18 protein-coding genes, 2 tRNA genes and 1 riboswitch are annotated in these 19,891 nt (G+C 38.6%); of the genes, 18 read left to right on the top strand and 2 right to left on the bottom strand.

The window, feature by feature from the left end; genetic code table 11:
• Window positions 1–357 precede the first annotated feature (357 nt).
• Window positions 358–708, top strand: coding sequence for a hypothetical protein (locus tag PLH43_RS04010; protein WP_324360330.1), 351 nt, complete (start codon window positions 358–360; stop codon window positions 706–708).
• Window positions 709–871: 163 nt separating this feature from the next.
• Entirely contained in the window at window positions 872–1,063 is a 192-nt protein-coding gene (locus tag PLH43_RS04005; protein WP_324360328.1) for a metal-dependent phosphohydrolase, read from the top strand.
• Window positions 1,064–1,166: 103 nt separating this feature from the next.
• Here PLH43_RS04005 and argH read toward each other — a convergent pair whose 3' ends face one another.
• Entirely contained in the window at window positions 1,167–2,543 is a 1,377-nt protein-coding gene (argH, locus tag PLH43_RS04000) for an argininosuccinate lyase (protein ID WP_324360326.1), read from the bottom strand.
• Between the two features lie 9 nt (window positions 2,544–2,552).
• Complete coding sequence (locus tag PLH43_RS03995; RefSeq protein ID WP_324360324.1) at window positions 2,553–3,770, bottom strand: argininosuccinate synthase; 1,218 nt, start codon at window positions 3,768–3,770, stop codon at window positions 2,553–2,555.
• 201 nt (window positions 3,771–3,971) lie between these two features.
• Here PLH43_RS03995 and ruvC point away from each other — a divergent pair, with 201 nt between their 5' ends.
• The 16 genes from ruvC to PLH43_RS03915 all read left to right on the top strand — a co-directional run bounded on the left by ruvC (window position 3,972) and on the right by PLH43_RS03915 (window position 19,818).
• On the top strand, window positions 3,972–4,460 hold the full coding sequence (ruvC, locus tag PLH43_RS03990) for a crossover junction endodeoxyribonuclease RuvC (RefSeq protein ID WP_324360322.1): 489 nt from the start codon (window positions 3,972–3,974) through the stop codon (window positions 4,458–4,460).
• Window positions 4,461–4,501: 41 nt separating this feature from the next.
• The gene (gene ruvA, locus PLH43_RS03985) at window positions 4,502–5,110 is read left to right on the top strand and encodes a Holliday junction branch migration protein RuvA (RefSeq protein ID WP_324360320.1); all 609 of its coding nucleotides are present in this window, start codon (window positions 4,502–4,504) and stop codon (window positions 5,108–5,110) included.
• Between the two features lie 57 nt (window positions 5,111–5,167).
• Window positions 5,168–6,160 carry a Holliday junction branch migration DNA helicase RuvB gene (ruvB, locus tag PLH43_RS03980; RefSeq protein ID WP_324360318.1) on the top strand — a complete coding sequence of 331 codons (993 nt, stop codon included), beginning with the start codon at window positions 5,168–5,170 and terminating at the stop codon, window positions 6,158–6,160.
• A gap of 40 nt (window positions 6,161–6,200) precedes the next feature.
• On the top strand, window positions 6,201–6,749 hold the full coding sequence (locus tag PLH43_RS03975) for an epoxyqueuosine reductase QueH (RefSeq protein WP_324360316.1): 549 nt from the start codon (window positions 6,201–6,203) through the stop codon (window positions 6,747–6,749).
• A gap of 139 nt (window positions 6,750–6,888) precedes the next feature.
• A complete protein-coding gene (pilM, locus tag PLH43_RS03970; RefSeq protein WP_324360315.1) occupies window positions 6,889–7,992 on the top strand; it encodes a type IV pilus assembly protein PilM in 1,104 nt (367 codons plus the stop codon).
• A gap of 271 nt (window positions 7,993–8,263) precedes the next feature.
• Complete coding sequence (locus tag PLH43_RS03965) at window positions 8,264–11,089, top strand: N-acetylmuramoyl-L-alanine amidase family protein (protein ID WP_324360313.1); 2,826 nt, start codon at window positions 8,264–8,266, stop codon at window positions 11,087–11,089.
• Window positions 11,090–11,289: 200 nt separating this feature from the next.
• A complete protein-coding gene (gene galE / locus PLH43_RS03960; protein WP_324360336.1) occupies window positions 11,290–12,279 on the top strand; it encodes a UDP-glucose 4-epimerase GalE in 990 nt (329 codons plus the stop codon).
• A gap of 103 nt (window positions 12,280–12,382) precedes the next feature.
• The gene (locus PLH43_RS03955; protein ID WP_324360311.1) at window positions 12,383–13,534 is read left to right on the top strand and encodes a GerMN domain-containing protein; all 1,152 of its coding nucleotides are present in this window, start codon (window positions 12,383–12,385) and stop codon (window positions 13,532–13,534) included.
• A gap of 68 nt (window positions 13,535–13,602) precedes the next feature.
• The gene (gene rph, locus PLH43_RS03950; protein WP_324360334.1) at window positions 13,603–14,394 is read left to right on the top strand and encodes a ribonuclease PH; all 792 of its coding nucleotides are present in this window, start codon (window positions 13,603–13,605) and stop codon (window positions 14,392–14,394) included.
• Window positions 14,351–14,950 (top strand): XTP/dITP diphosphatase, encoded by a 600-nt coding sequence (locus PLH43_RS03945; protein WP_324360309.1) that lies wholly within the window; start codon window positions 14,351–14,353, stop codon window positions 14,948–14,950. The genes rph and PLH43_RS03945 overlap by 44 nt, the downstream gene beginning before the upstream one ends.
• 435 nt (window positions 14,951–15,385) lie before the next feature.
• The gene (locus tag PLH43_RS03940; protein WP_324360307.1) at window positions 15,386–17,161 is read left to right on the top strand and encodes a serpin family protein; all 1,776 of its coding nucleotides are present in this window, start codon (window positions 15,386–15,388) and stop codon (window positions 17,159–17,161) included.
• Between the two features lie 179 nt (window positions 17,162–17,340).
• Window positions 17,341–17,414 (top strand) — tRNA-Gly (locus PLH43_RS03935).
• Window positions 17,415–17,429: 15 nt separating this feature from the next.
• A tRNA-Arg gene (locus PLH43_RS03930) sits at window positions 17,430–17,506 on the top strand.
• A gap of 173 nt (window positions 17,507–17,679) precedes the next feature.
• On the top strand, window positions 17,680–17,985 hold the full coding sequence (locus PLH43_RS03925; protein ID WP_324360305.1) for a hypothetical protein: 306 nt from the start codon (window positions 17,680–17,682) through the stop codon (window positions 17,983–17,985).
• A 54-nt stretch (window positions 17,986–18,039) separates the two neighbouring features.
• Window positions 18,040–18,098, top strand: a riboswitch (Fluoride riboswitch).
• 53 nt (window positions 18,099–18,151) lie between these two features.
• Window positions 18,152–19,336 carry a cation:proton antiporter gene (locus tag PLH43_RS03920; RefSeq protein ID WP_324360302.1) on the top strand — a complete coding sequence of 395 codons (1,185 nt, stop codon included), beginning with the start codon at window positions 18,152–18,154 and terminating at the stop codon, window positions 19,334–19,336.
• Window positions 19,337–19,434: 98 nt separating this feature from the next.
• The gene (locus tag PLH43_RS03915; protein ID WP_324360300.1) at window positions 19,435–19,818 is read left to right on the top strand and encodes a hypothetical protein; all 384 of its coding nucleotides are present in this window, start codon (window positions 19,435–19,437) and stop codon (window positions 19,816–19,818) included.
• Window positions 19,819–19,891 lie beyond the last annotated feature (73 nt).

Raw genomic sequence — 19,891 nt, 5'->3', positions numbered from 1 at the left:
GGAATGAAATGAAAGAGGCAAAAGCGAAGGGACTCGATGTCCCGAGCTTTTATTTGGCCTCTTGGAATGAAATGAAAGAGGCAAAAGCGAAGGGACTCGATGTCCCGAGCTTTTATTATTTGCTTTTTTGCTTTTTTGCTTTGATACATTACTTATTTTATGGTTTGCATTAAAAGTGATACTGTATTATAATTAAAGTGTATAATATTAGATATGTAACATAGAATTTCCCAAGACAAGTTAGCCCTAAAAAATTTAATAGTTTTATAAAGAATTAATTTTTTAGATATAATTTTTTTATTTGCAGCAATAGCTGCCTTATTTAGTACTATTATTATTTAATAGGGAGTGTTTCAAATGGAGAAGGTTCAATCCAATGTTAATTCCAGAAACGAAGGAAGCAAAAAAGAAGGTAGGAAAGTTCAGACGGATGCCGACGTAAAGAGAAAGGCTGTAAAGCTTGTTATTTCTCATCTGAAGAAAAAGATAGCCAAGGAGTATTCAGGTTCTGGACTAGTCCGTGAATGGGTTGAAGAGATGGAAAAACTGTTGGAAAAGGACGAGTTTGAGTTGTCGGAGTATGTGCGGATGAGGAGAGAACTGAACGATATTATAGAGAGAACCATGGATGAAGAAATGAGATTTAAGCTAAGGGACTCATGGTATAGTTTCGGTAGGGCTCTTGATAAAAAAGTAAAGAAATATTAAAATAGTCCGGTTTTGCCGGGCTATTTTGCTTTTGCTGATTTTTTTTCGGGCAAAATATTGAAATAAAATCTTTCCGCCTCATGTGGAAATATTATGCAGCATAAGGGAAATGGTATATCATATTAATCAAGAAAACAATTCGAATGAGGTGGGACTAATGTTTATGCTGCTTAAAAAGAAGTTTGACGAATCATATAATAACAGGCAGATTGGTAGGATAAGAAAGGATTTAATTGCCAACTTGAGAAAGATGGGAGTAGAGGTTTCAAACATTCAAATAGATTTGGACGAAAATAATGTGTCATTGAGGCTTTCCATTCCGGAAAAAAGATATAGTTCCATCCCGAGTGAATGATATTTGGCTTTATGGATGTTCAAAGATTATATAAAAAACAAGGAGCTACGGCAAAAAAATCCGCTTGGTTTTGCCGCAGCCCTGTCATAAAAAATAACCGTTTTTACAATTCTGACAGAAACTTAAGACCGTTTTCAATCGATGCCATGACACTTTCCTTTGCCGGGCCTCCGGGAAGATTTCTGCCGGAGACACACTTCGACAGGCTTATTTCTTCGTACACATCTTCGCTTATAAGCTCTGAAAAGTTTTTAAACTCGCTTATGTCAAGTTCGTCAATGGCCTTGTTGTTTTCGATACAGTAAAGAACCATTTTGCCGATGATTTCATGGGCGTTCCTAAACGGGATACCTTTTTTAACAAGGTAATCCGCTATATCTGTGGCATTTGTAAACCCGCCCTGGGCAGCGCGGAACATATTTTCCTTCTTTACCTTCATGGTTTCAATCATCTTTGTAAACACCGGAAGACACATTTTCACGGTGTCCACAGCATCAAAAATGGCCTCTTTGTCTTCCTGCATATCCTTGTTGTAAGCTAAAGGAAGCGATTTCATAACTGACAGGAGCGCTATAAGGTCGCCGTAAACCCTTCCGGTTTTGCCCCTGACCAGCTCTGCCACATCGGGATTTTTCTTCTGAGGCATTATACTGCTTCCGGTACTGTATGCATCATCCAGTTCAATAAATCCAAACTCATGGGATGCCCATAAAATTATTTCTTCGCTGAACCGGCTAAGATGCATCATCAGTATTGAAAGACAGGCTGAAAGCTCAATAACAAAATCCCTGTCGCTAACAGCGTCAAGGCTGTTTTCGGTAATAGAGTCAAACCCAAGTTCTTTTGCCACCATATACCTGTCAAGGGGATAGGTTGTGGAGGCCAAAGCTCCGGAACCCAAGGGCATTATATTGATTCTCTTGTAGCAATCGTTAAGCCTTTCAATGTCCCGTCTAAACATTTGAAAGTATGCCATCATGTGATGGGCAAAAGTTATGGGTTGTGCCCGCTGGAGGTGGGTATACCCCGGAAGTATGGTGTCAATATTGTTTTTTGCTATTTCTATAAGCGTCCTTTCCAGCTCAACCAATAATTTTTTGATTTCAACAACCTCATCCCTTAAGTACATCCTGATATCGAGAGCTACTTGGTCATTGCGGCTTCTTCCTGTGTGAAGCCTTTTTCCCACATCACCGATTCTGGATATGAGGATTTTTTCAACATTCATATGAATGTCTTCGGCATCAATTTCGAACTGGACTTTTCCTTCTTCAATGTCTTTTAGTATCTCCCTTAGCGTATTTTGAATAAGAAGGGAGTCCTCTTCGGATATAATTTTACATTTCCCAAGCATTTTAGCATGGGCAATGCTTCCTAATATATCTTGTTTATACATACGACAGTCAAATCTTATGGATGAATTGAAATCATCCACCGACTTGTCGGTACTTTTTTCAAATCTACCGCCCCAAAGCTTCATTTTATCACCTTATTTATCTTTATTCTTTTGCTTCATAAGTGCGTTAACCTTCAATGGCAGACCAAAGAGATTTATAAATCCTTCGGCATCCTTTTGATTATATACATTGTCTTCTCCGAAGGTGGAGAGTTCTTCACTGTAAAGTGAATAGTCGGACTTGGCTCCTGCGCTCATTATATTTCCTTTGTAAAGTTTCAATCTTACTGTACCTGTAACAGTTTGCTGAGTAACGTCAACAAAGGCAGAAATAGCTTCACGCAGAGGAGTATACCATTGTCCGTAGTAAACAAGTTCTGCAAATCTTTGAGATACAATATCTTTGTAGTGGAGAGTGTCGCGGTCAAGACACAAAAGCTCAAGCTCTCTGTGAGCGGCATAAAGGATAGAGCCACCCGGAGTCTCATAAACGCCTCTGGATTTCATTCCAACCAGACGGTTTTCTACCATGTCAACAATTCCGATACCGTTTTCGCCGCCGATTTTGTTGAGAACCTCAATGAGCTCCACAGGACCGTATTCCACACCGTTAACCTTCTTCGGTATACCCTTTTCAAAATATATTTCAACATATGTAGGTTTGTCCGGAGCTTTTTCCGGAGGAACCATGAGCTTTAGTATTTTATCATACTGAGGTTCATTCCACGGGTCTTCAAGATCCGAACCTTCGTGACTTAAATGCCAGAGATTTCTGTCCATGCTGTAGTTGTCCTTTTTTGAAACAGGAATAGGAATATTTCTTGCCTCAGCATATTCTATTGCATCTTCTCTTGATTTGATATCCCATATTCTCCAAGGAGCAATGATTTTAAGATGGGGAGCGAGAGCTTTTACAGTAAGTTCAAAACGAACCTGGTCATTTCCTTTTCCCGTTGCTCCGTGAGCGATGGCTGTAGCACCTTCTTTTTCGGCGATCTCAACCATTCTTTTTGCGATGATGGGTCTTGCAAAGGATGTACCTAAAAGATATTTTCCTTCATATATAGCTCCAGCCTTTAATGTGGGGAAAATAAAATCTGTCACGAATGCTTCTTTTAAGTCTTCAATATATATTTTGCTTGCCCCGGTTTTTATAGCTTTTTCATTTAAGGGTTCAAGCTCTTCGCCCTGTCCTACGTCAGCTGCCATTGCAATTACTTCAAAATCATAATTTTCTTTAAGCCAGGGAATGATTATAGAAGTATCCAGACCACCGGAATAGGCGAGGATTACTTTTTCTTTTTGACTCATACAAATACCTCCTTAAATATGTTAGAATATATTATTAGTGAGTTAAATATGCTTAAACTTTGAAACTTCAAAACAGTGTTTAAAAACAGCATGTGCAAAGTTAAAGCTTTCAATATAATGAGATATATTATACAATAAAATGCATAAATATGCAATGAAGTATATAATTATTCATGAATATTTTCAGAGAGGATAAAAGCGATGATTATAATGGGAATTGATCCCGGGTTTGCAATTACCGGTTATGGTATAGTAAAATATGAAGGAAACCGATTTACTTCTGTAGATTATGGCGCAATTACAACCGAAAGCTCAATGGAGCTTCCCAAGAGGCTTTTAATTCTATACAACGGTTTGATGGAGATTATTGAAAAGTACAAGCCTGAGGCAATATCTATAGAAGAGCTTTTTTTCAATAAAAATATAAAAACAGCCCTTGCTGTAGGACACGGAAGAGGTGTGGCGGTTTTGGCAGCAGCCCAGTCCGGGATTGATGTTTTTGAATATACGCCCATTCAGGTGAAACAGTCAATAGTAGGATACGGACGGGCGGAGAAGGCACAGGTTCAGCAGATGGTTAAGGCAATACTAAATCTTCCTGCCATACCGAAGCCGGATGACGTGGCGGATGCGCTGGCCGTGGCGGTATGCCATGCCCATTCCTTTAGAATGAAGAGCTACGGGTTATGATACAAAGCTTGAAAAATTTAAATTAACCGGAGGAGACAAAATTGTTTGCATATATTAAAGGAAGGCTTGAATACAAGAATAATGATTTTTTGATAGTTGAATCCAACGGAGTGGGATACAGAATTTTTACATCCCTGTCCACCGTTTCAAGTATTGGCGAGGTGGGGCAGGAAGTAAAGGTCTATACATACCTTTATGTCCGGGAAGATATTATTAGCCTGTATGGGTTTTTGACCCAGGAGGAGCTTAATGTATTTGAACTTTTAATCAGTGTTTCCGGTGTGGGGCCAAAAGCTGCAATAGCCGTTTTGTCCGCAATATCGCCTTCAAGGTTTAGCCTTGCAGTTATAACCGACGATGTAAATACTTTGACAAAAGCGCAGGGTGTAGGGAAGAAAATTGCCCAGAGGATAATACTTGAACTTAGGGACAAGATAAACAAGGAACAACTTACATTAAATACAGGAATTGAGGATGAGAGCAAAGCTTTAGACACAGACGGCTCAAAAATATCGGAGGCAGTAAGCGCCCTTATGGTCTTGGGATATTCTCCGGCTGAAGCAAATAAAGCGGTATCTGCAGTTTACAAGGAGGATATGGATATCGAAACCATAGTTAAAAATGCCCTTAAAGGACTGGCAAGACCTTAAGTGAGCATTGGTTTCGCTTGAAAAAACTATTTAATACGGATTTGGAGGTTGTAAACGATGGAGGACAGGCTTGTCGGTTGCAAACTGAATGAAGAAGATTTCGATGAGGCGAGCTTAAGGCCAAGAAGGTTTGGAGAATATATCGGGCAGGCGAAGGTTAAAGAGAACCTTATGATTTTCATTGAGGCGGCAAAGAAGAGAAATGAGGCATTGGATCATGTACTTCTTTATGGACCTCCCGGACTGGGCAAGACGACTCTTGCCGGCATAATAGCATCGGAATTGGGTGTCAATTTACGCATAACTTCCGGTCCGGCTATAGAAAAGCCGGGGGATTTGGCTGCGATACTCACCAATCTTGGTAATTTTGATGTCCTGTTTATAGATGAAATCCACAGGCTAAACAGGAGTGTTGAGGAAGTATTGTATCCGGCCATGGAGGACTATGCTTTGGATATAATTATCGGAAAAGGCCCCAGTGCCCGGTCGATAAGGCTTGACCTTCCGAAATTCACACTTATAGGTGCCACCACCAGGGCGGGACTCTTGACATCTCCTCTTCGGGATAGATTTGGGGTAATAAATAAGCTTGAAATGTATACTGCGGAAGAGCTTATGCAGATTGTCAAGCGGTCTGCGAGGATTTTAAATGTCGGCATTGAAGATGAGGCCGCTGAAGAGATAGCCCGTAGGGCCAGGGGCACACCGCGAATTGCCAACAGGATATTAAAAAGGATCCGGGACTTTGCACAGGTCAAGTCCGACGGATTTATAACAAAAGAGATTGCAAAGACAGGTCTTGAGGCTTTGGAGGTTGACGAAATAGGCCTTGATGCCGTGGACAGAAATCTTCTTATGAGTATTATCGACAAATTTGCAGGAGGACCGGTGGGACTTGATACATTGGCGGCTACAATAGGGGAGGAGCCGGGTACGATAGAGGATGTATATGAGCCTTATCTTTTGCAGCTTGGGTTTATAAACAAGACCCCGAGGGGAAGAATGGCAACAAAGCTTGCTTATGAGCACTTCGGGCTCAGATACGAGTAAGGCTTTATAAAATTGGAATGTATTATCAATGGAGGATGAGATGAGACTGTTACTGCATATATGCTGCGGGCCGTGCGCCGTATATCCTGTAAGTGTTCTTGAGGAAGAGGGCGTTGATTTTGAGGGGCTTTTTTACAATCCCAATATCCACCCGTATGACGAGTTTGTCAGAAGAAAGGAAAATGTAGGGGAATTTGCAAAAATTAAGAATTTTTCTGTGAAGTATATGGATGATTTTTCTCAGGATATATGGGAGAAGCTTGGCGAGGACAATGAAAATCGGTGCAATATGTGTTATACGGTAAGAATAGATAAAGTTGCCCAATTTGCAAAAGAAAACGGCTTTGATGCTTTTACCACTACTTTGCTGGTAAGTCCGTATCAAAAACACGAGCTTATTGTTGAACTGTCGGAAAAAGCGGCCCAAAAATACGGCCTTACGTTTTATTACAAAGATTTCAGGCCGGGTTTCAGGCAAGGACAGCAATGGGCTAAGGAATTGGGACTTTACAGACAGAAGTATTGTGGATGTATAATATCTTATAGGGAGTCTGAGAAATTAAAAAACGAAAGAAAAAAGAGCAAATAACAAAAGTTTTGATATAAAAATTGGGTATTTCATGCATAATTATTGATTTTTTTTCAATATTGTGCTAATGTATAATTGGAGAGAAAGTTTTAGGAATAATAAGTCAATTCTATTATGGGGTTAAGGGAGTCAATGGTGTATGTTGTTACCGTTTTTGAGAAATAATTATCTAAGTATTGATGTAGGTTTTAGGAATATCAAAGTTGTTGAAGTGGCTGTAAATAGGAATAACGAAGTTTATATCAACAATTTTGGAATAGCTCCTACTCCGTTAAATTGTATTAAAAACGGCGTTATTAAAAATGTTGATGCGGTATCCAGCGAGATTAGCAGGATAATTCGGGAAAACAAGATGAAGGTGAAAAAGTCCAAAATTGTCATGTCCGGTACCAGTATAATCTCCAGAGTGTTTATGATTGAAAAGGTACCCGGAAAGGATATTGAGGAGCTCGTTTATAATGAGATAGTATCCAATATGCCTATTAATCCCGAAGAGCATAAGATTGACTACAAGATTTTACAAGAGTTGAAAGAGGATAATGTTGAAAAGGTAAAGGTTTTTGTAACTGCCGTGAGAAAAAGTATAATAAACAGTTATATTGATGTTCTTTTTGAACTTGGCTTAAAACCTGTTTCTGTTGATATACCTGCAAACAGCACTGCAAAATTTTTCAACAGGGACATAAAGGTTAGTATTGACAATGTTAAGTTTGTAAACCCCAATAAAAGTCAGCTGAACAAAGATGCTTTTGCCGTTATAGACTTTGGTTCCGAAACTACGATTATAAATATTTTAAGGAACAAGATACTCGAATTTAACAAAGTAATACTAAGCGGAAGCACCAATTTGGACGATGCAATAGCGAAAAATATGCGCAAGTCCATAATTGAAGCTGAGAGACTTAAGAAATTATACGGTATTTCGGTTCCTCCTCATCATACCACCAATGAGGAGCACATGAAAGTTTATAGAACATTGAAAGAAGTAGTCGATAAGCTGTTAAACCAGATTTATATGTGTCTTACTTTCTACGAAGCACGCTGCTACGGCGTAAAAGTCGGAAAGATATTCATAATTGGCGGAGGTTCACTCTTGAAGGGCTTGGCCGATTACATGGAGCAGGTGTTGCAGATACCTGTGTATCCTGTGGGACTTTTGGATATAGACGGTATTGATATAAACAAGAATTTAAACAGTGATAAGTTGAATTTCTTGGTAAATGCAGTAGGAATAACACTGTGATTGGGTTTTAATTTAAAACTCTGTTCGATATTTTAGGAAGCCTTATTCTGGCTTCCTTTTAATATTGTTTTTCATAAACATATAATCAATTTTTGTATTACAATTTAATTACAAATCCTCTTAAATGCCTTTCTGCGACAGGAATTATCATAAGCGTGTCGAATATTATAAAATATATCTGTCGTTTTTTCTGGACTTACAAATATTGGACAAATTGATAAGAGAGCATAAAACTTGTTACTAATGATAAATAATTTTACGAGGTGTTTTTATGAAAAGAGTTCTATTTATTCTGTTTGTTACTATGTCTCTTATATTTAATTCCTTTGGTATGTATGCAGAAGCATTAAAGCTAAATTATGACGGAAAAGTGCAGGAGTATACGGGAAATATCTACACGTTGAAAGTTGACGGCGAAATTATAAACTCCGATATGCCCCCTATTATTATTAACGGACGTTCCTTAGTCCCTGTCAGAGCTATTTTTGAAAAGCTCGGTGCAAAGGTTGGATGGGATGCGGAAAGCAAAAAAGTGACCGTGTCTTATGACGGTAATAAAATAGAGCTTAAAATTAATGATGTGAATGCTTTGGTAAACGGCACCAAAGTTGAGATGGAGGTCCCGGCGAAAATCATCAATGACAGGACTATGGTACCTTTGCGTTTTGTCGGGGAGCAGCTGGGCATGGAAGTCGGCTGGTATCCGGAAAAAGGCGAAATTACCTTGGACGGCAAGAAGAGTGCTGTTGCCAGCATAAATGATATCAATTACAAGACGGATGGCGGTTTGGAGCAGGTAAAGATAGAGCTGGATGCTTGCCGGGAATACAAAATAATGAGAGCTGCAAATCCTGACAGGATTGTTGTGGATTTTCCCAACACAAAGCTTTCAAATGCCAAATCAAATATTAGTGTTGGCAGTGAACTAATAAGTTCGATACGCTGCGGAAATCCCGATGCAAACACTTCAAGAGTGGTGCTTGATGTAGTCGGTCAGCCCCAGTACATAGTAAAAGAAGAAGGAAACAGTGTTGTATTGAATCTTCAGAAAGAGAGCAAAGCTAAAACACCCGGGAGTGTTGAGAGCAGTAACAAACTTGATGTTCAACATATTAGCAAAACCGACCATGACGAAATACATATAAAATGCGGAACTGCTTCGGAATACAGTTCCTTTATCCTTCCCGACCCCGAAAGGATTGTGGTCGATATATCCGGAGCATATATTGAGGGCGAGATAAAGAATATTGAAGTAAAAAGCAATCTGGTAAAATCTATAAGAAGCGCAAACCAGAAGGACAATGTTGCCAGAGTGGTGGTAGACCTTCAGCAGAAATTAAATTATAGGGTTATAAAATCGGGAGAGTATCTTATAGTATATATATCCAGAGCGCCTATTCCGGAAAACCCTGCTGTTTCTTTGCCTAGCCGTGGAGGTGGCGGCAAAGATGCGGAAGCGAGAGATAATAACCTTTATGTTGCCTATGAACCTGACGGTGAAAAAGACAAAGTTGTTTTGAGTCTCAACAGTTACGAAAATTATAATATTGTCAAGAACATTGAGAAAAACAGGATTATTATTGACATACCCAATGCCATAGGTCCTTCTGAAGAGAAAACCATTGGCGTTGACAGTGATATGATTGAAGACATCAAATATATCGGCTTTGACAAGACGCATGCACAGGTGGAGATTGTACTTAAAAGAAAGGTTCAATACGAGGTGACTGAAAAGGAAGGTAAATTGGAACTGGCTCTTTCCAAGGTTTCGGGAGATTCTCCATCGATATCTCCCACACCGACTATGACGCCGACTGCAACACCGACGCCGTCGCCAAGTCCGACGCCAACACCGGTTCCAACGCCGAAAAAAGTTTCGATCTATGATGATGGTCTTCTTTCGATGGCTTATGCATCTGATTCGACTTACAGCAAAGTCACCATCGGTATAAAGGACTATGACAGTTATGATATTAAGCGTATTTCGGAACCGGACCGTATTGTGATTGACATAGTGGGAGCACATCTTGGGAAGAAAGCAAATGCCGTTGAGGTAAAAAAGGGCTTTATAAATGCGATAAGGTATTCACAATACGAAGTGAATGTTGTAAGAATTGTGATTGACTTAAGAGGCAATCCGCAGCACCATGTGGGAGAATCAGAAGACAAGCTGGAAATATACCTTATGGAGCCGACTTTTTCAAATATACAATACATCAACACTATGGACAGGATACACTTTGTCCTGGAGGGAGCAAAGCTTACGGAAGGCGGAGCTGACCTCAAGAAGCTTTATACCGAGAAGTATGACCTTGACGGAAAAAGATATACAATAACATTTCCGTCAAATCTTGCCGATATAGGCAGCGGCATAATGCAGATAAACGATGGAATAATTGATTATATTGAGATTACGCAAAATCCCAATACCAATGAAACAACTATGGAATTTAACACCAAAGACAGCTATAGCTATTTGATAATTACCCGGAAAGATGTGAACAATACAACCATTACACTGTTAAAGAAGGCTTCCAAGGCAGACAGGCTTGTAGTCATCGACGCCGGACACGGGGGTGCGGAGCCCGGTGCGGTGCATGGAGGATATTATGAAAAGGATTTCAACATTGATATTGCAAAGAGAGTGAATGAGCTGTTAAAAGATAAAGGTGTCAAAACTTATATGATTCGTGAGGATGACAGTTATGTAGGCTTATACGAAAGGGCGTATATTGCAAACACTCTTAATGCCACACTGTTTTTGAGTATACACAACAATGCATATTATTCTCAGCATCACGGAACGGAGACGCTTTACTATCCGACCCGGGTCGGAAGTACCGGGTTTACCGGCAAGAGGTTTGCGCAGATTGTTCAGGACAGCCTCATTAGCAAGCTTAATACAAAGAACAGGGGAATTGTGGAAAGGCCGAACCTGGTAGTTCTTAAGGCGACTGAAATGCCCGCAGCCCTGGCGGAAGTTGCGTTTATGACCAATAGTGAGGAGCTTGCAAAGCTTAAGACCGAAGAATTCAGGCAAAAGGCCGCAGAAGCACTATGTGAAGCTGTAATCAAGGCTCTGAATGAAATAGAATAATAAAAAGGGAATAGAGGAAAGAAGGCGGCGTAAAAATCTGCCTTCTTTATTATTATCGTTGTTTTAAACAAACAGACTTTGTGTTATTATAAAATATGGATAAAGAATATGTAGTAAAAAGCTGTATGCCTAAATAAGGGGCATATGGCTTTACTATCTTATGTAAATATAATAAACATAGAGGAAAGGTTGTGTTTAAAGTGGCAGTATTGGTTACAGGAGGAGCAGGTTACATAGGAAGTCACACGGTGGCGGAGCTGGTTGAAAAAAATGAAGAGATAATTGTCGTTGACAACCTAGAAAAAGGTCATAGGGATGCCGTGGCAGGGCAAAAGCTTATTGTAGGCGATTTGAGGGATAAAGAATTTTTGGCAAAGGTATTTTCGGAAAACGATATTGAAGCGGTTATCCATTTTGCGGCTTATATTGAAGTGGGTGAGAGTGTCCAAAATCCTTTAAAGTATTATAACAACAATGTTGTTGCAACGCTGAACCTTCTTACGGCAATGAAGGATGCAAAAGTTGATAAAATTGTATTCTCTTCCACGGCTGCAACTTATGGAGAGCCGGAAAATGTGCCGATTTTAGAGACGGACAGGACATTCCCTACCAATCCGTACGGTGAAACCAAGCTGGCTGTTGAAAAGGCGCTTAAGTGGTGTGACAGGGCCTATGGTATTAAACACGTTGCCTTAAGGTATTTTAATGCCAGCGGTGCCCATGAAAGCGGCGAAATAGGTGAAGACCACTCTCCCGAAAGTCACTTGATTCCCCTTATTATACAGGCTGCGTTGGGCAAAAGGGAATCCATCAAGATATTTGGAAATGACTATAACACTCCGGACGGAACATGTATTAGAGACTATATACACGTCTCAGACCTTGCAAATGCGCACTATCTTGCGCTGCAAAGACTCAGAGAAGGAAAAGAGAGCGAGGTTTACAACCTTGGAAACGGAAAAGGTTTTTCTGTAAAAGAGGTTATTGATGTTGTACGCAAGGTTACGGGAAGACCAATCAAAGTTGAAGATGCTCAAAGAAGGCCCGGAGACCCGGCTATACTGGTTGCATCATCCGAAAAGATTCGAAAGGAGCTAAACTGGCAGCCGCGCATGGCCGATCTCGAGACAATTGTAAGCACCGCTTGGAAATGGCACCTTTCTCATCCCAACGGATATAACGACAAATAATTATTAAAAAAAGATAATAAAACTTTGTAAAAAGATTATATTATGCTCAGCTTCTGTCTATAATTACAGTAATACTAATATTTTACTGTAAGGAGTAGGTAATATGAAGAAGCTAACATGTGTTATTATTGCTTTGCTGATTACATTTTTATACGGATGTCAAATACCGACGGATAAATCAACTGAAGATGAAAACGGTATAAACAGCTCCAATATAGATAAAGAAGTCATAAACTTAGATGACGCAATGAATGCGGAGAATGCCGCAGGTTACAATGATGCCGAAGACTTAGGTACCCTTTCAAACGACACGGACAAAAGAGTTCTAGGTACTGTGGGGCCATCGGCAGGTAATGGAGAAAATGAGGAAAAGAGCGAAGAAAAATCAAAGATTGCCGTAACTGTTTACTACAGGGACAGTGACAATCACTTAATTCCCATTACAAGAGATATTTATAAAGAAGAGGGTATTGCCAAAGCTTCTTTAAAATGCATGATTGACAACGATTTAAACCGTAGTGAGGTAAAAACATTAGGGCTGTATCCTGTTTTCCCGGAAGGCACCGAAATATTGGGGATGAACATAAAAGACGGCATTGCAACGGTTGACTTTAATAGCAGTATTTTGGAGTACAAGGATAAAGCGGCGGAGAACAATATAGTGGCGGGTATTGTATACTGCCTTACAGAATTTAAGACCATTGACGGTGTGAAAATATTGATTGAAGGCATGGAAAAAGAAAAGCTTCAGTACGGCACAGATATATCGGGTATTCTTGACAGGGACAATGTGCTTATCAATTCGGATAAGGTAAACCTTGCTGATAAACTGAAAAAGGCCGACATTTATATGTTTAAATACATAAATGATAAAAATGAGTTCATTCTTCCCGTTTCAATGGAATATATCGGCGTCTCAAAGGAGCAGCTTCCGGGAGAGATAATAAGAATGCTGGCTCTAAAGCCTGCCAACGAGAGGATATATTCACTGATTCCTTCAGGGGTTGAGGTGTTAGGAAGCAGGATTGAAGAAGGCCTTCTTACATTGGATTTGAACAAGGAAATAAAAAACTACGGCGGCACAGCCAGGGAAGAGGGGATTTTGAAGCAGATACTTTATAGTATGAAGCAGCTGAAGAATGTCGATAGAATACGGATTCTCATTGAAGGCAAAAAGGATCATCTTCCCGAAGGGACTGACATATCCGGTGAATTGCTTATTCCTGCTGAGATAAATAGACAAAAAGGCTTGTAATTTGTTTAAAGTTATAGGAAAATTAAAGATGTTACAGGATTTATAATGACGGCAGAAAGGTTGTGAACATATTGAGAGTTGACGGAAGAAGCCAGTCTGATTTAAGATTGGTGAAGATAACAAGGAATTACATCAAACATGCCGAGGGCTCGGTTTTGATTGAGATGGGAGATACAAAGGTTATATGTACGGCCACAGTGGATGATAAAGTTCCTCCGTTTAAGAAAAACACTGGTGAGGGGTGGGTTACTGCAGAGTATTCAATGCTGCCAAGGTCTACTGCGACCCGTAATCCGAGAGATATAAGCAGACTGAAGCTAAACGGAAGAAGTCAGGAAATACAAAGGCTTATAGGAAGAGCACTCCGTTCGGTGGTAAATTTAAATCTTTTGGGTGAACGGGAAATAATAATTGACTGCGATGTCATACAGGCTGACGGCGGTACAAGAACTGCCTCAATTACCGGTGGATTTGTTGCTTTGGTGGATGCCTGCAAAAAGCTTGTGGACGACGGCATAATTGAAAAAATACCGATAACTGATTTTTTGGCAGCAGTAAGTGTCGGTATTGTAGATGATATGGAAATGCTTGATTTATGTTATATAGAGGATTCAAATGCTGCCACGGATATGAATGTTGTAATGACATCAAAAGGTGAGTTTATCGAAATCCAGGCAACGGGAGAGCAATCACCCTTTAGAAAAGAGCAGTTTGACAGGCTTCTAAGTCTTGCCGAAAAAGGCATAAGTCAACTTATTGAAATACAGAAGGATGCATTGGGTCAGGTATCAAATGAGGTTGGGAGAGTTACGAAAGATGAGAAAGTTTGTAATTGCGACGAAGAACAAGGGCAAGCTTAAGGAAATAGAAGAAATGTTGGAAGGTTTGGATTTTGAAGTTGTATCGATGGAGGAAATCGGTATAACCAAGGATATTGAAGAATCCGGAAGCACTTTTGAAGAAAATGCCCTAATCAAGGCGCGGGAAGTTTATAAGTCTTGCGGCGAAATAGTAATGGCAGATGACTCGGGACTTGAAGTTGACTATCTAAACGGTGCCCCCGGCATTTATTCTTCGAGATTTGCGGGGGAAGGGGCAAGCGACACGGACAGGAACAACAAGCTTCTTTCCCTTTTAAAGGATGTGCCTTTTGAGAAAAGAAAGGCAAGGTTCGTATGCGTTATTGCTGTGATGCTTTCTAATGAGGAGTATTTTACAGTAAGGGGAACCGTTGAAGGTTACATAGGTTTTGAACCTAAAGGTGACAATGGCTTTGGTTATGATCCTTTGTTTTTTATTCCGGAATATAATATGACGGCGGCACAAATGGAGCCTTCCAAAAAGCATGAAATAAGCCACCGGGGAACAGCAATGAAAATGATGCTTGAAGAGCTTAAAAAAAGATTGCACTTATAGAGGAAAAGCTTTTCATTTTATAAATCTTGCGCTTCGTTGAAACACTGCTGGGCAAGAAAATTTTCCATAAATCGAAAATCTTCTTTTAACTTGGGTATTATTACGATTGAAGGCTATTGCAAGGGATGCAGTAGCCTTTTGTTTGTAAATTCTTTATATTTACGTAAAATATATATATTAGAATCGTACCTTACGTATTATGCAATTTATTGATATAATTTGAATACAAAAATAAACGTTTTAATATTTTAAATGAGTCGTAGTTCTTTTTAACATAATTTATTCCAGCATAACATATTCTTTTTCCTTTCCGTTATTTTCACTGTTGCCTTTCACTGTTGCCATTGAAGTAAACAATGATGATATGTTTTTCGACAATTAAGGGTTATTTTATATAAGCCTTAAAAATATATTATTATTTAAGGGGGAATTGTTATGCAAAAGAAAATCGCCTGCTTATTTATTTTAGTGCTGTTGTCTTCTTTTTTGTTTGCAAGCAACGTATTTGCCGAGAATTGGTATACTTATTATGAGTTGTACCCGGATCCGGTTGTGACGGATACCAGTGCTGTTGTTAAATTTGAGCTTACAAAAGTAATTATAGACGACTCTATTATGCTGCCGGGATATATTTATGAGTTTAGGTATTGGAAGGTTGATGAGCCTTCAAACGTCAAGCGTGTATTGGCAGGTGCAGGTTCAGGTAGGCATTTTGATGGAGTACAAACAATAGAGCTCACTGATTTGGAGCCGAACACAGAGTATGAATTTAAGTTTTGGGGGCAATTTGCTACTTGGAATAAAGAAGGTACTCCTGAAACTATCACATTTAGGACCCTTCCTAAAAAAGGTGACCTGAACGGAGACGGAAAAATAACCAGCACAGACCTTTACATGCTGAAACGCTATCTGCTTCATATGATAGATACATTTGGTGTAGATGACGAGTTTTGTGCAGATTTGAATGGCGATGGGAAAATAAACAGCTCAGACTATAGCTTGTTAAAAAGATACATTCTTCATGTGATAGACAAATTTCCGGTAGAAAATGATGAGCCAAATGAAGGTATAAGTGATGGCTTTATTGAAGGAAACAGCAAATTTGCATTTGATATTTTCAAACAGATAAGTAAAAACGAGCAGGGCGAAAATGTGTTTATTTCACCTTTCGGAATTTCAACAGCGTTGTCCATGGTTTATCAGGGGGCAGAATTCGATACCAAGGAAGAGATGGCCAAAGTTTTAGGCTATGAAGGCCTTGACATTAAAGAGGTTAATAAAAGTTATAAGTACTTGTTAAAATATTTCGCTCAACTTGATGAGAAAGTCAAGCTTAAAAACAGCAATTCGATTTGGAACAATTCATTAAAGGGCGATGCTATAAAAGAAGATTTTATATCTGCAAATAGAGATGTATTTAATGCATTGGTTGAGATAAGAGACTTTTCGGATGAAAGTGTTGTAGATGAAATAAACAATTGGATTTCTGAAGCTACTGAGGGAAAAATAGACAATATGCTTAGCAAAATTAGTCCCGACGATTTGTCGTATATTATATCTGCATTGTATTTTAATGGAGTATGGAAAGAAGAGTTTGATATTGAAAAAACATATTCATCCTCCTTTGAAGCTGAAGACGGAAGTGTTGACGATGTCATGATGATGAGAAAAGACAATTGCAAGATTGAATTCGGTGCAGGTGACGGATACAGAGCGGTTAGACTGCCCTACGGTAATGGTGAGATGGCCATGTACTGCATTCTTCCCGATCAAGATATATCAATAAATGATTTTATTCAGAATCTGGATGTATCTATGTGGAATCAAATTAAAAGCAGTATAACTGAAAGAAATAACGGAGTACTTTGCTTACCTCGTTTTAAAATTGAATATGCCAAGAATGGAAACGGCAGCATAATGGAAAGCTTGAAGGCTTTAGGAATGGAAAAGGTATTCGAAAATGGTGCCGCCGATTTATCCGGTATGACTGAAAACGGTGCTTATATTGCTGATGTTTTGCACAAGGCTGTGGTGGAAGTAAATGAAAAGGGAACAGAAGCTGCGTCGGTAGTGATAGTACCTATAGCACCGGGTATTGGGCTAAAACCGGAGTTTGTGGCAAACAGACCGTTTGTATTTATAATTGCAGATGAAAAATATGACACAATACTCTTTATGGGTAAAGTATCTAACGGTGAGTTTGCAAATTAATAGATGACGAAAAATCTCCACTTTGCATTTGCTGCAAGTGGGGATTTTTCTTTGCTTTTCAAGGGATTAAGACGGAAAAATTTTTTTAAAATTTTTATAAAAATAGTGTTGACAAATAAAAAAGTTGTTTGTATAATAAACTAGTCGGTTGAAGGTTTCCCGATTATGTTATATAAGTTGCGGGTGTAGTTCAATGGTAGAACATCAGCCTTCCAAGCTGATTGCGAGGGTTCGATTCCCTTCACCCGCTCCAATAAGCTTTTTATATCTGCCCGTAGCTCAGCTGGATAGAGCAACGGACTTCTAATCCGTCGGTCGGACGTTCGAATCGTCTCGGGCAGGCCAAAAACCCTAGAGCTGAAAGGTTCTAGGGTTTTATTTTTAATTGCAATAGCAGCTGTTTTAATTATCCTTTATCCGACTCACAACAAAAAACGGAAGTATTTAAAAATTATGTTATTAACTATAGGCAGAATTATAACGGTAAAAAAGTATGTACTTTGCACAATGGAAGTTATTTGAATGTATATATTGAAGGCGGCAAAATAACCGGCATAATTAAAAATTGGATAGAGGCCGATAGCGAATCTGGAGAAGATTTAAGTAACCAAAATTTAATTAGCAGTGAAAAAGCTGTTGAAAAGAGCAATGCAGAATTGAAGAAAAGCGGATGGGTTGAAATACCGGAAATAAAATCCAAAGAAATAGTGTACATAAATAAAAAGGGAGAACTATTGCCTGTATGGGAAATAAAATACGACGGTATAACTATGCAAGTTGATTGTATAGATGAGTCTTTTTTAGAGAATTCTATTTTAAGATAAAAATTATTGACATATGAAATATTTTAGTATACCATTCATTATGGAATATAAAATTGAATAAAAGGTGATGGAGTTCACCTGAAATGCGTAATGCTGATGACTCCTACAGAAATAATAATACTGTTTCTGTAGGAGTTTTTTGTTACTGGGAAGGGAGTAGTGCTTTATGGCTGCAAGTTTAGCAATTATTTTATTATTGGGATTGGCTGCAAAGCGAATATTTGAAAAATTATGGTTACCGGGTTTATTGGGAATGTTATTATTAGGCATCCTTATAGGACCCCATGTTCTTAATCTGATTCAGACGGATATGCTTCAAATATCTTCTGATTTAAGAGGTATTGCATTAATAATTATTTTATTAAGAGCAGGTCTTGGGCTTAACAAGGATGAAATAAAAAGTATCGGAATTCCTGCATTAAAGATGAGTTTTATTCCCGGATTATTTGAAGGTTTACTTATTGCACTGGCTTCTGTATATTTTCTTGATTTTACATTTGCCCAAGGAGGAATGTTAGGGTTTATTATTGCTGCCGTTTCTCCTGCTGTTGTTGTTCCTTTTATGCTTAAGCTAATGGAAAATAAAATTGGTGCAAAAAAAGGAGTGCCAACTTTGATATTAGCGGGTGCATCTATTGATGATATCTTTGCCATTACGGTTTTTAGTGCTTTTTTGGGCTTATATAACGGTTCTAAAATAAATATTGGCATTCAATTATTAAATATTCCAATCTCCATTTTATTGGGAGTTTTGGCTGGAATGATTGTAGGACTTTCACTGATAAAAATTTTTAAAAGATATAATATTCCGGATACAAAAAAGGTATTAATAATACTTGGATTTTCGATATTACTCAATCAGTTGGAGAGCATATTGAAAACTAAATTACAGATAGCATCCCTGCTTGGAGTTATGACTATAGGCTTTATATTGACTGAATATCTTCCTGATGAGGGTAAGAGGCTTTCTGAGAAATTTAATAAGGTATGGGTATTTGCAGAAATATTACTATTTGTATTAGTAGGGACAGAGGTAAATGTAAATGTAGCATTAAAAGCAGGTGGAGTAGGAATTATATTGATATTAATAGGTTTAATTGGAAGAAGGGTAGGTGTTGTTATTTCTTTAATAGGTACAGATTTTAATTGGAAAGAAAGGCTGTTTTGCATTATTGCTTATATCCCAAAGGCGACAGTGCAGGCCGCAATGGGGGCGGTGCCGTTGTCATTGGGAGTGGAATCGGGAGACATAATCCTGGCGATTGCGGTATTATCTATATTAATCACTGCACCATTAGGAGCAGTTGGAATTCATTATTCAACAGAAAAGTTACTAATAGAGAAGCAATAGTGTGAGTCCATAGCGAATCCATTTTAAAAAGCAATATAAAAAATTACGAAAATATGGTACAATATTAACATAATATAAGAAGGAGGATAATATAAGCAATGAGTAAGAAGGGAATATTGTGTGCATTAATTTCGCTGATTTTGGTAGTATCACTTTCAACAACAGTGTTTGCAGAGCAGATAATAACAACAAAATTAAAAAGCTATATAACTTATGAGTATCCTTATCTTATGCTAGAACACGTTATGGGGCCGGAAAGAACGGTTTACTATGCAATATATTATAATTCTGAAGGAGAAGTGGAATATGGCGAAATAATTAGAGAAATAGATGATTTCGTGTTATCAAGAGTATATCTCGACGGTACAAGTGAAGATTTTGAACCACCGCAATTAACGATACAGCAGATCCGGGAATTTGCAGAGAAATATCCCAAATATGAATATGATATTTGCGAGTATCCTTTAAGTTACATACTGTAAACATACTATTTTTTGACTTCAACAGAAAGAAATGACCACTCTGCATCGACAGAGTGGCTATAATATACAGAGT

Origin of the sequence: Acetivibrio sp., from assembly GCF_035371925.1 — a bacterium.
Taxonomy (GTDB): domain Bacteria; phylum Bacillota; class Clostridia; order Acetivibrionales; family Acetivibrionaceae; genus Hungateiclostridium.
Note: the sequence above shows the minus strand (reverse complement) of the source record. Positions and strands in the feature narration are given on the sequence as shown.

Coding starts and splice junctions, on each gene's coding strand:
- PLH43_RS04010 (WP_324360330.1), top strand. CDS start 358: ATGGAGAAGGTTCAATCCAATGTTAATTCCAGAAACGAAGGAAGCAAA.
- PLH43_RS04005 (WP_324360328.1), top strand. CDS start 872: ATGCTGCTTAAAAAGAAGTTTGACGAATCATATAATAACAGGCAGATT.
- argH (WP_324360326.1), bottom strand. CDS start 2,543: ATGAAGCTTTGGGGCGGTAGATTTGAAAAAAGTACCGACAAGTCGGTG.
- PLH43_RS03995 (WP_324360324.1), bottom strand. CDS start 3,770: ATGAGTCAAAAAGAAAAAGTAATCCTCGCCTATTCCGGTGGTCTGGAT.
- ruvC (WP_324360322.1), top strand. CDS start 3,972: ATGATTATAATGGGAATTGATCCCGGGTTTGCAATTACCGGTTATGGT.
- ruvB (WP_324360318.1), top strand. CDS start 5,168: ATGGAGGACAGGCTTGTCGGTTGCAAACTGAATGAAGAAGATTTCGAT.
- PLH43_RS03975 (WP_324360316.1), top strand. CDS start 6,201: ATGAGACTGTTACTGCATATATGCTGCGGGCCGTGCGCCGTATATCCT.
- pilM (WP_324360315.1), top strand. CDS start 6,889: ATGTTGTTACCGTTTTTGAGAAATAATTATCTAAGTATTGATGTAGGT.
- PLH43_RS03965 (WP_324360313.1), top strand. CDS start 8,264: ATGAAAAGAGTTCTATTTATTCTGTTTGTTACTATGTCTCTTATATTT.
- PLH43_RS03955 (WP_324360311.1), top strand. CDS start 12,383: ATGAAGAAGCTAACATGTGTTATTATTGCTTTGCTGATTACATTTTTA.
- PLH43_RS03945 (WP_324360309.1), top strand. CDS start 14,351: ATGAGAAAGTTTGTAATTGCGACGAAGAACAAGGGCAAGCTTAAGGAA.
- PLH43_RS03940 (WP_324360307.1), top strand. CDS start 15,386: ATGCAAAAGAAAATCGCCTGCTTATTTATTTTAGTGCTGTTGTCTTCT.
- PLH43_RS03920 (WP_324360302.1), top strand. CDS start 18,152: ATGGCTGCAAGTTTAGCAATTATTTTATTATTGGGATTGGCTGCAAAG.
- PLH43_RS03915 (WP_324360300.1), top strand. CDS start 19,435: ATGAGTAAGAAGGGAATATTGTGTGCATTAATTTCGCTGATTTTGGTA.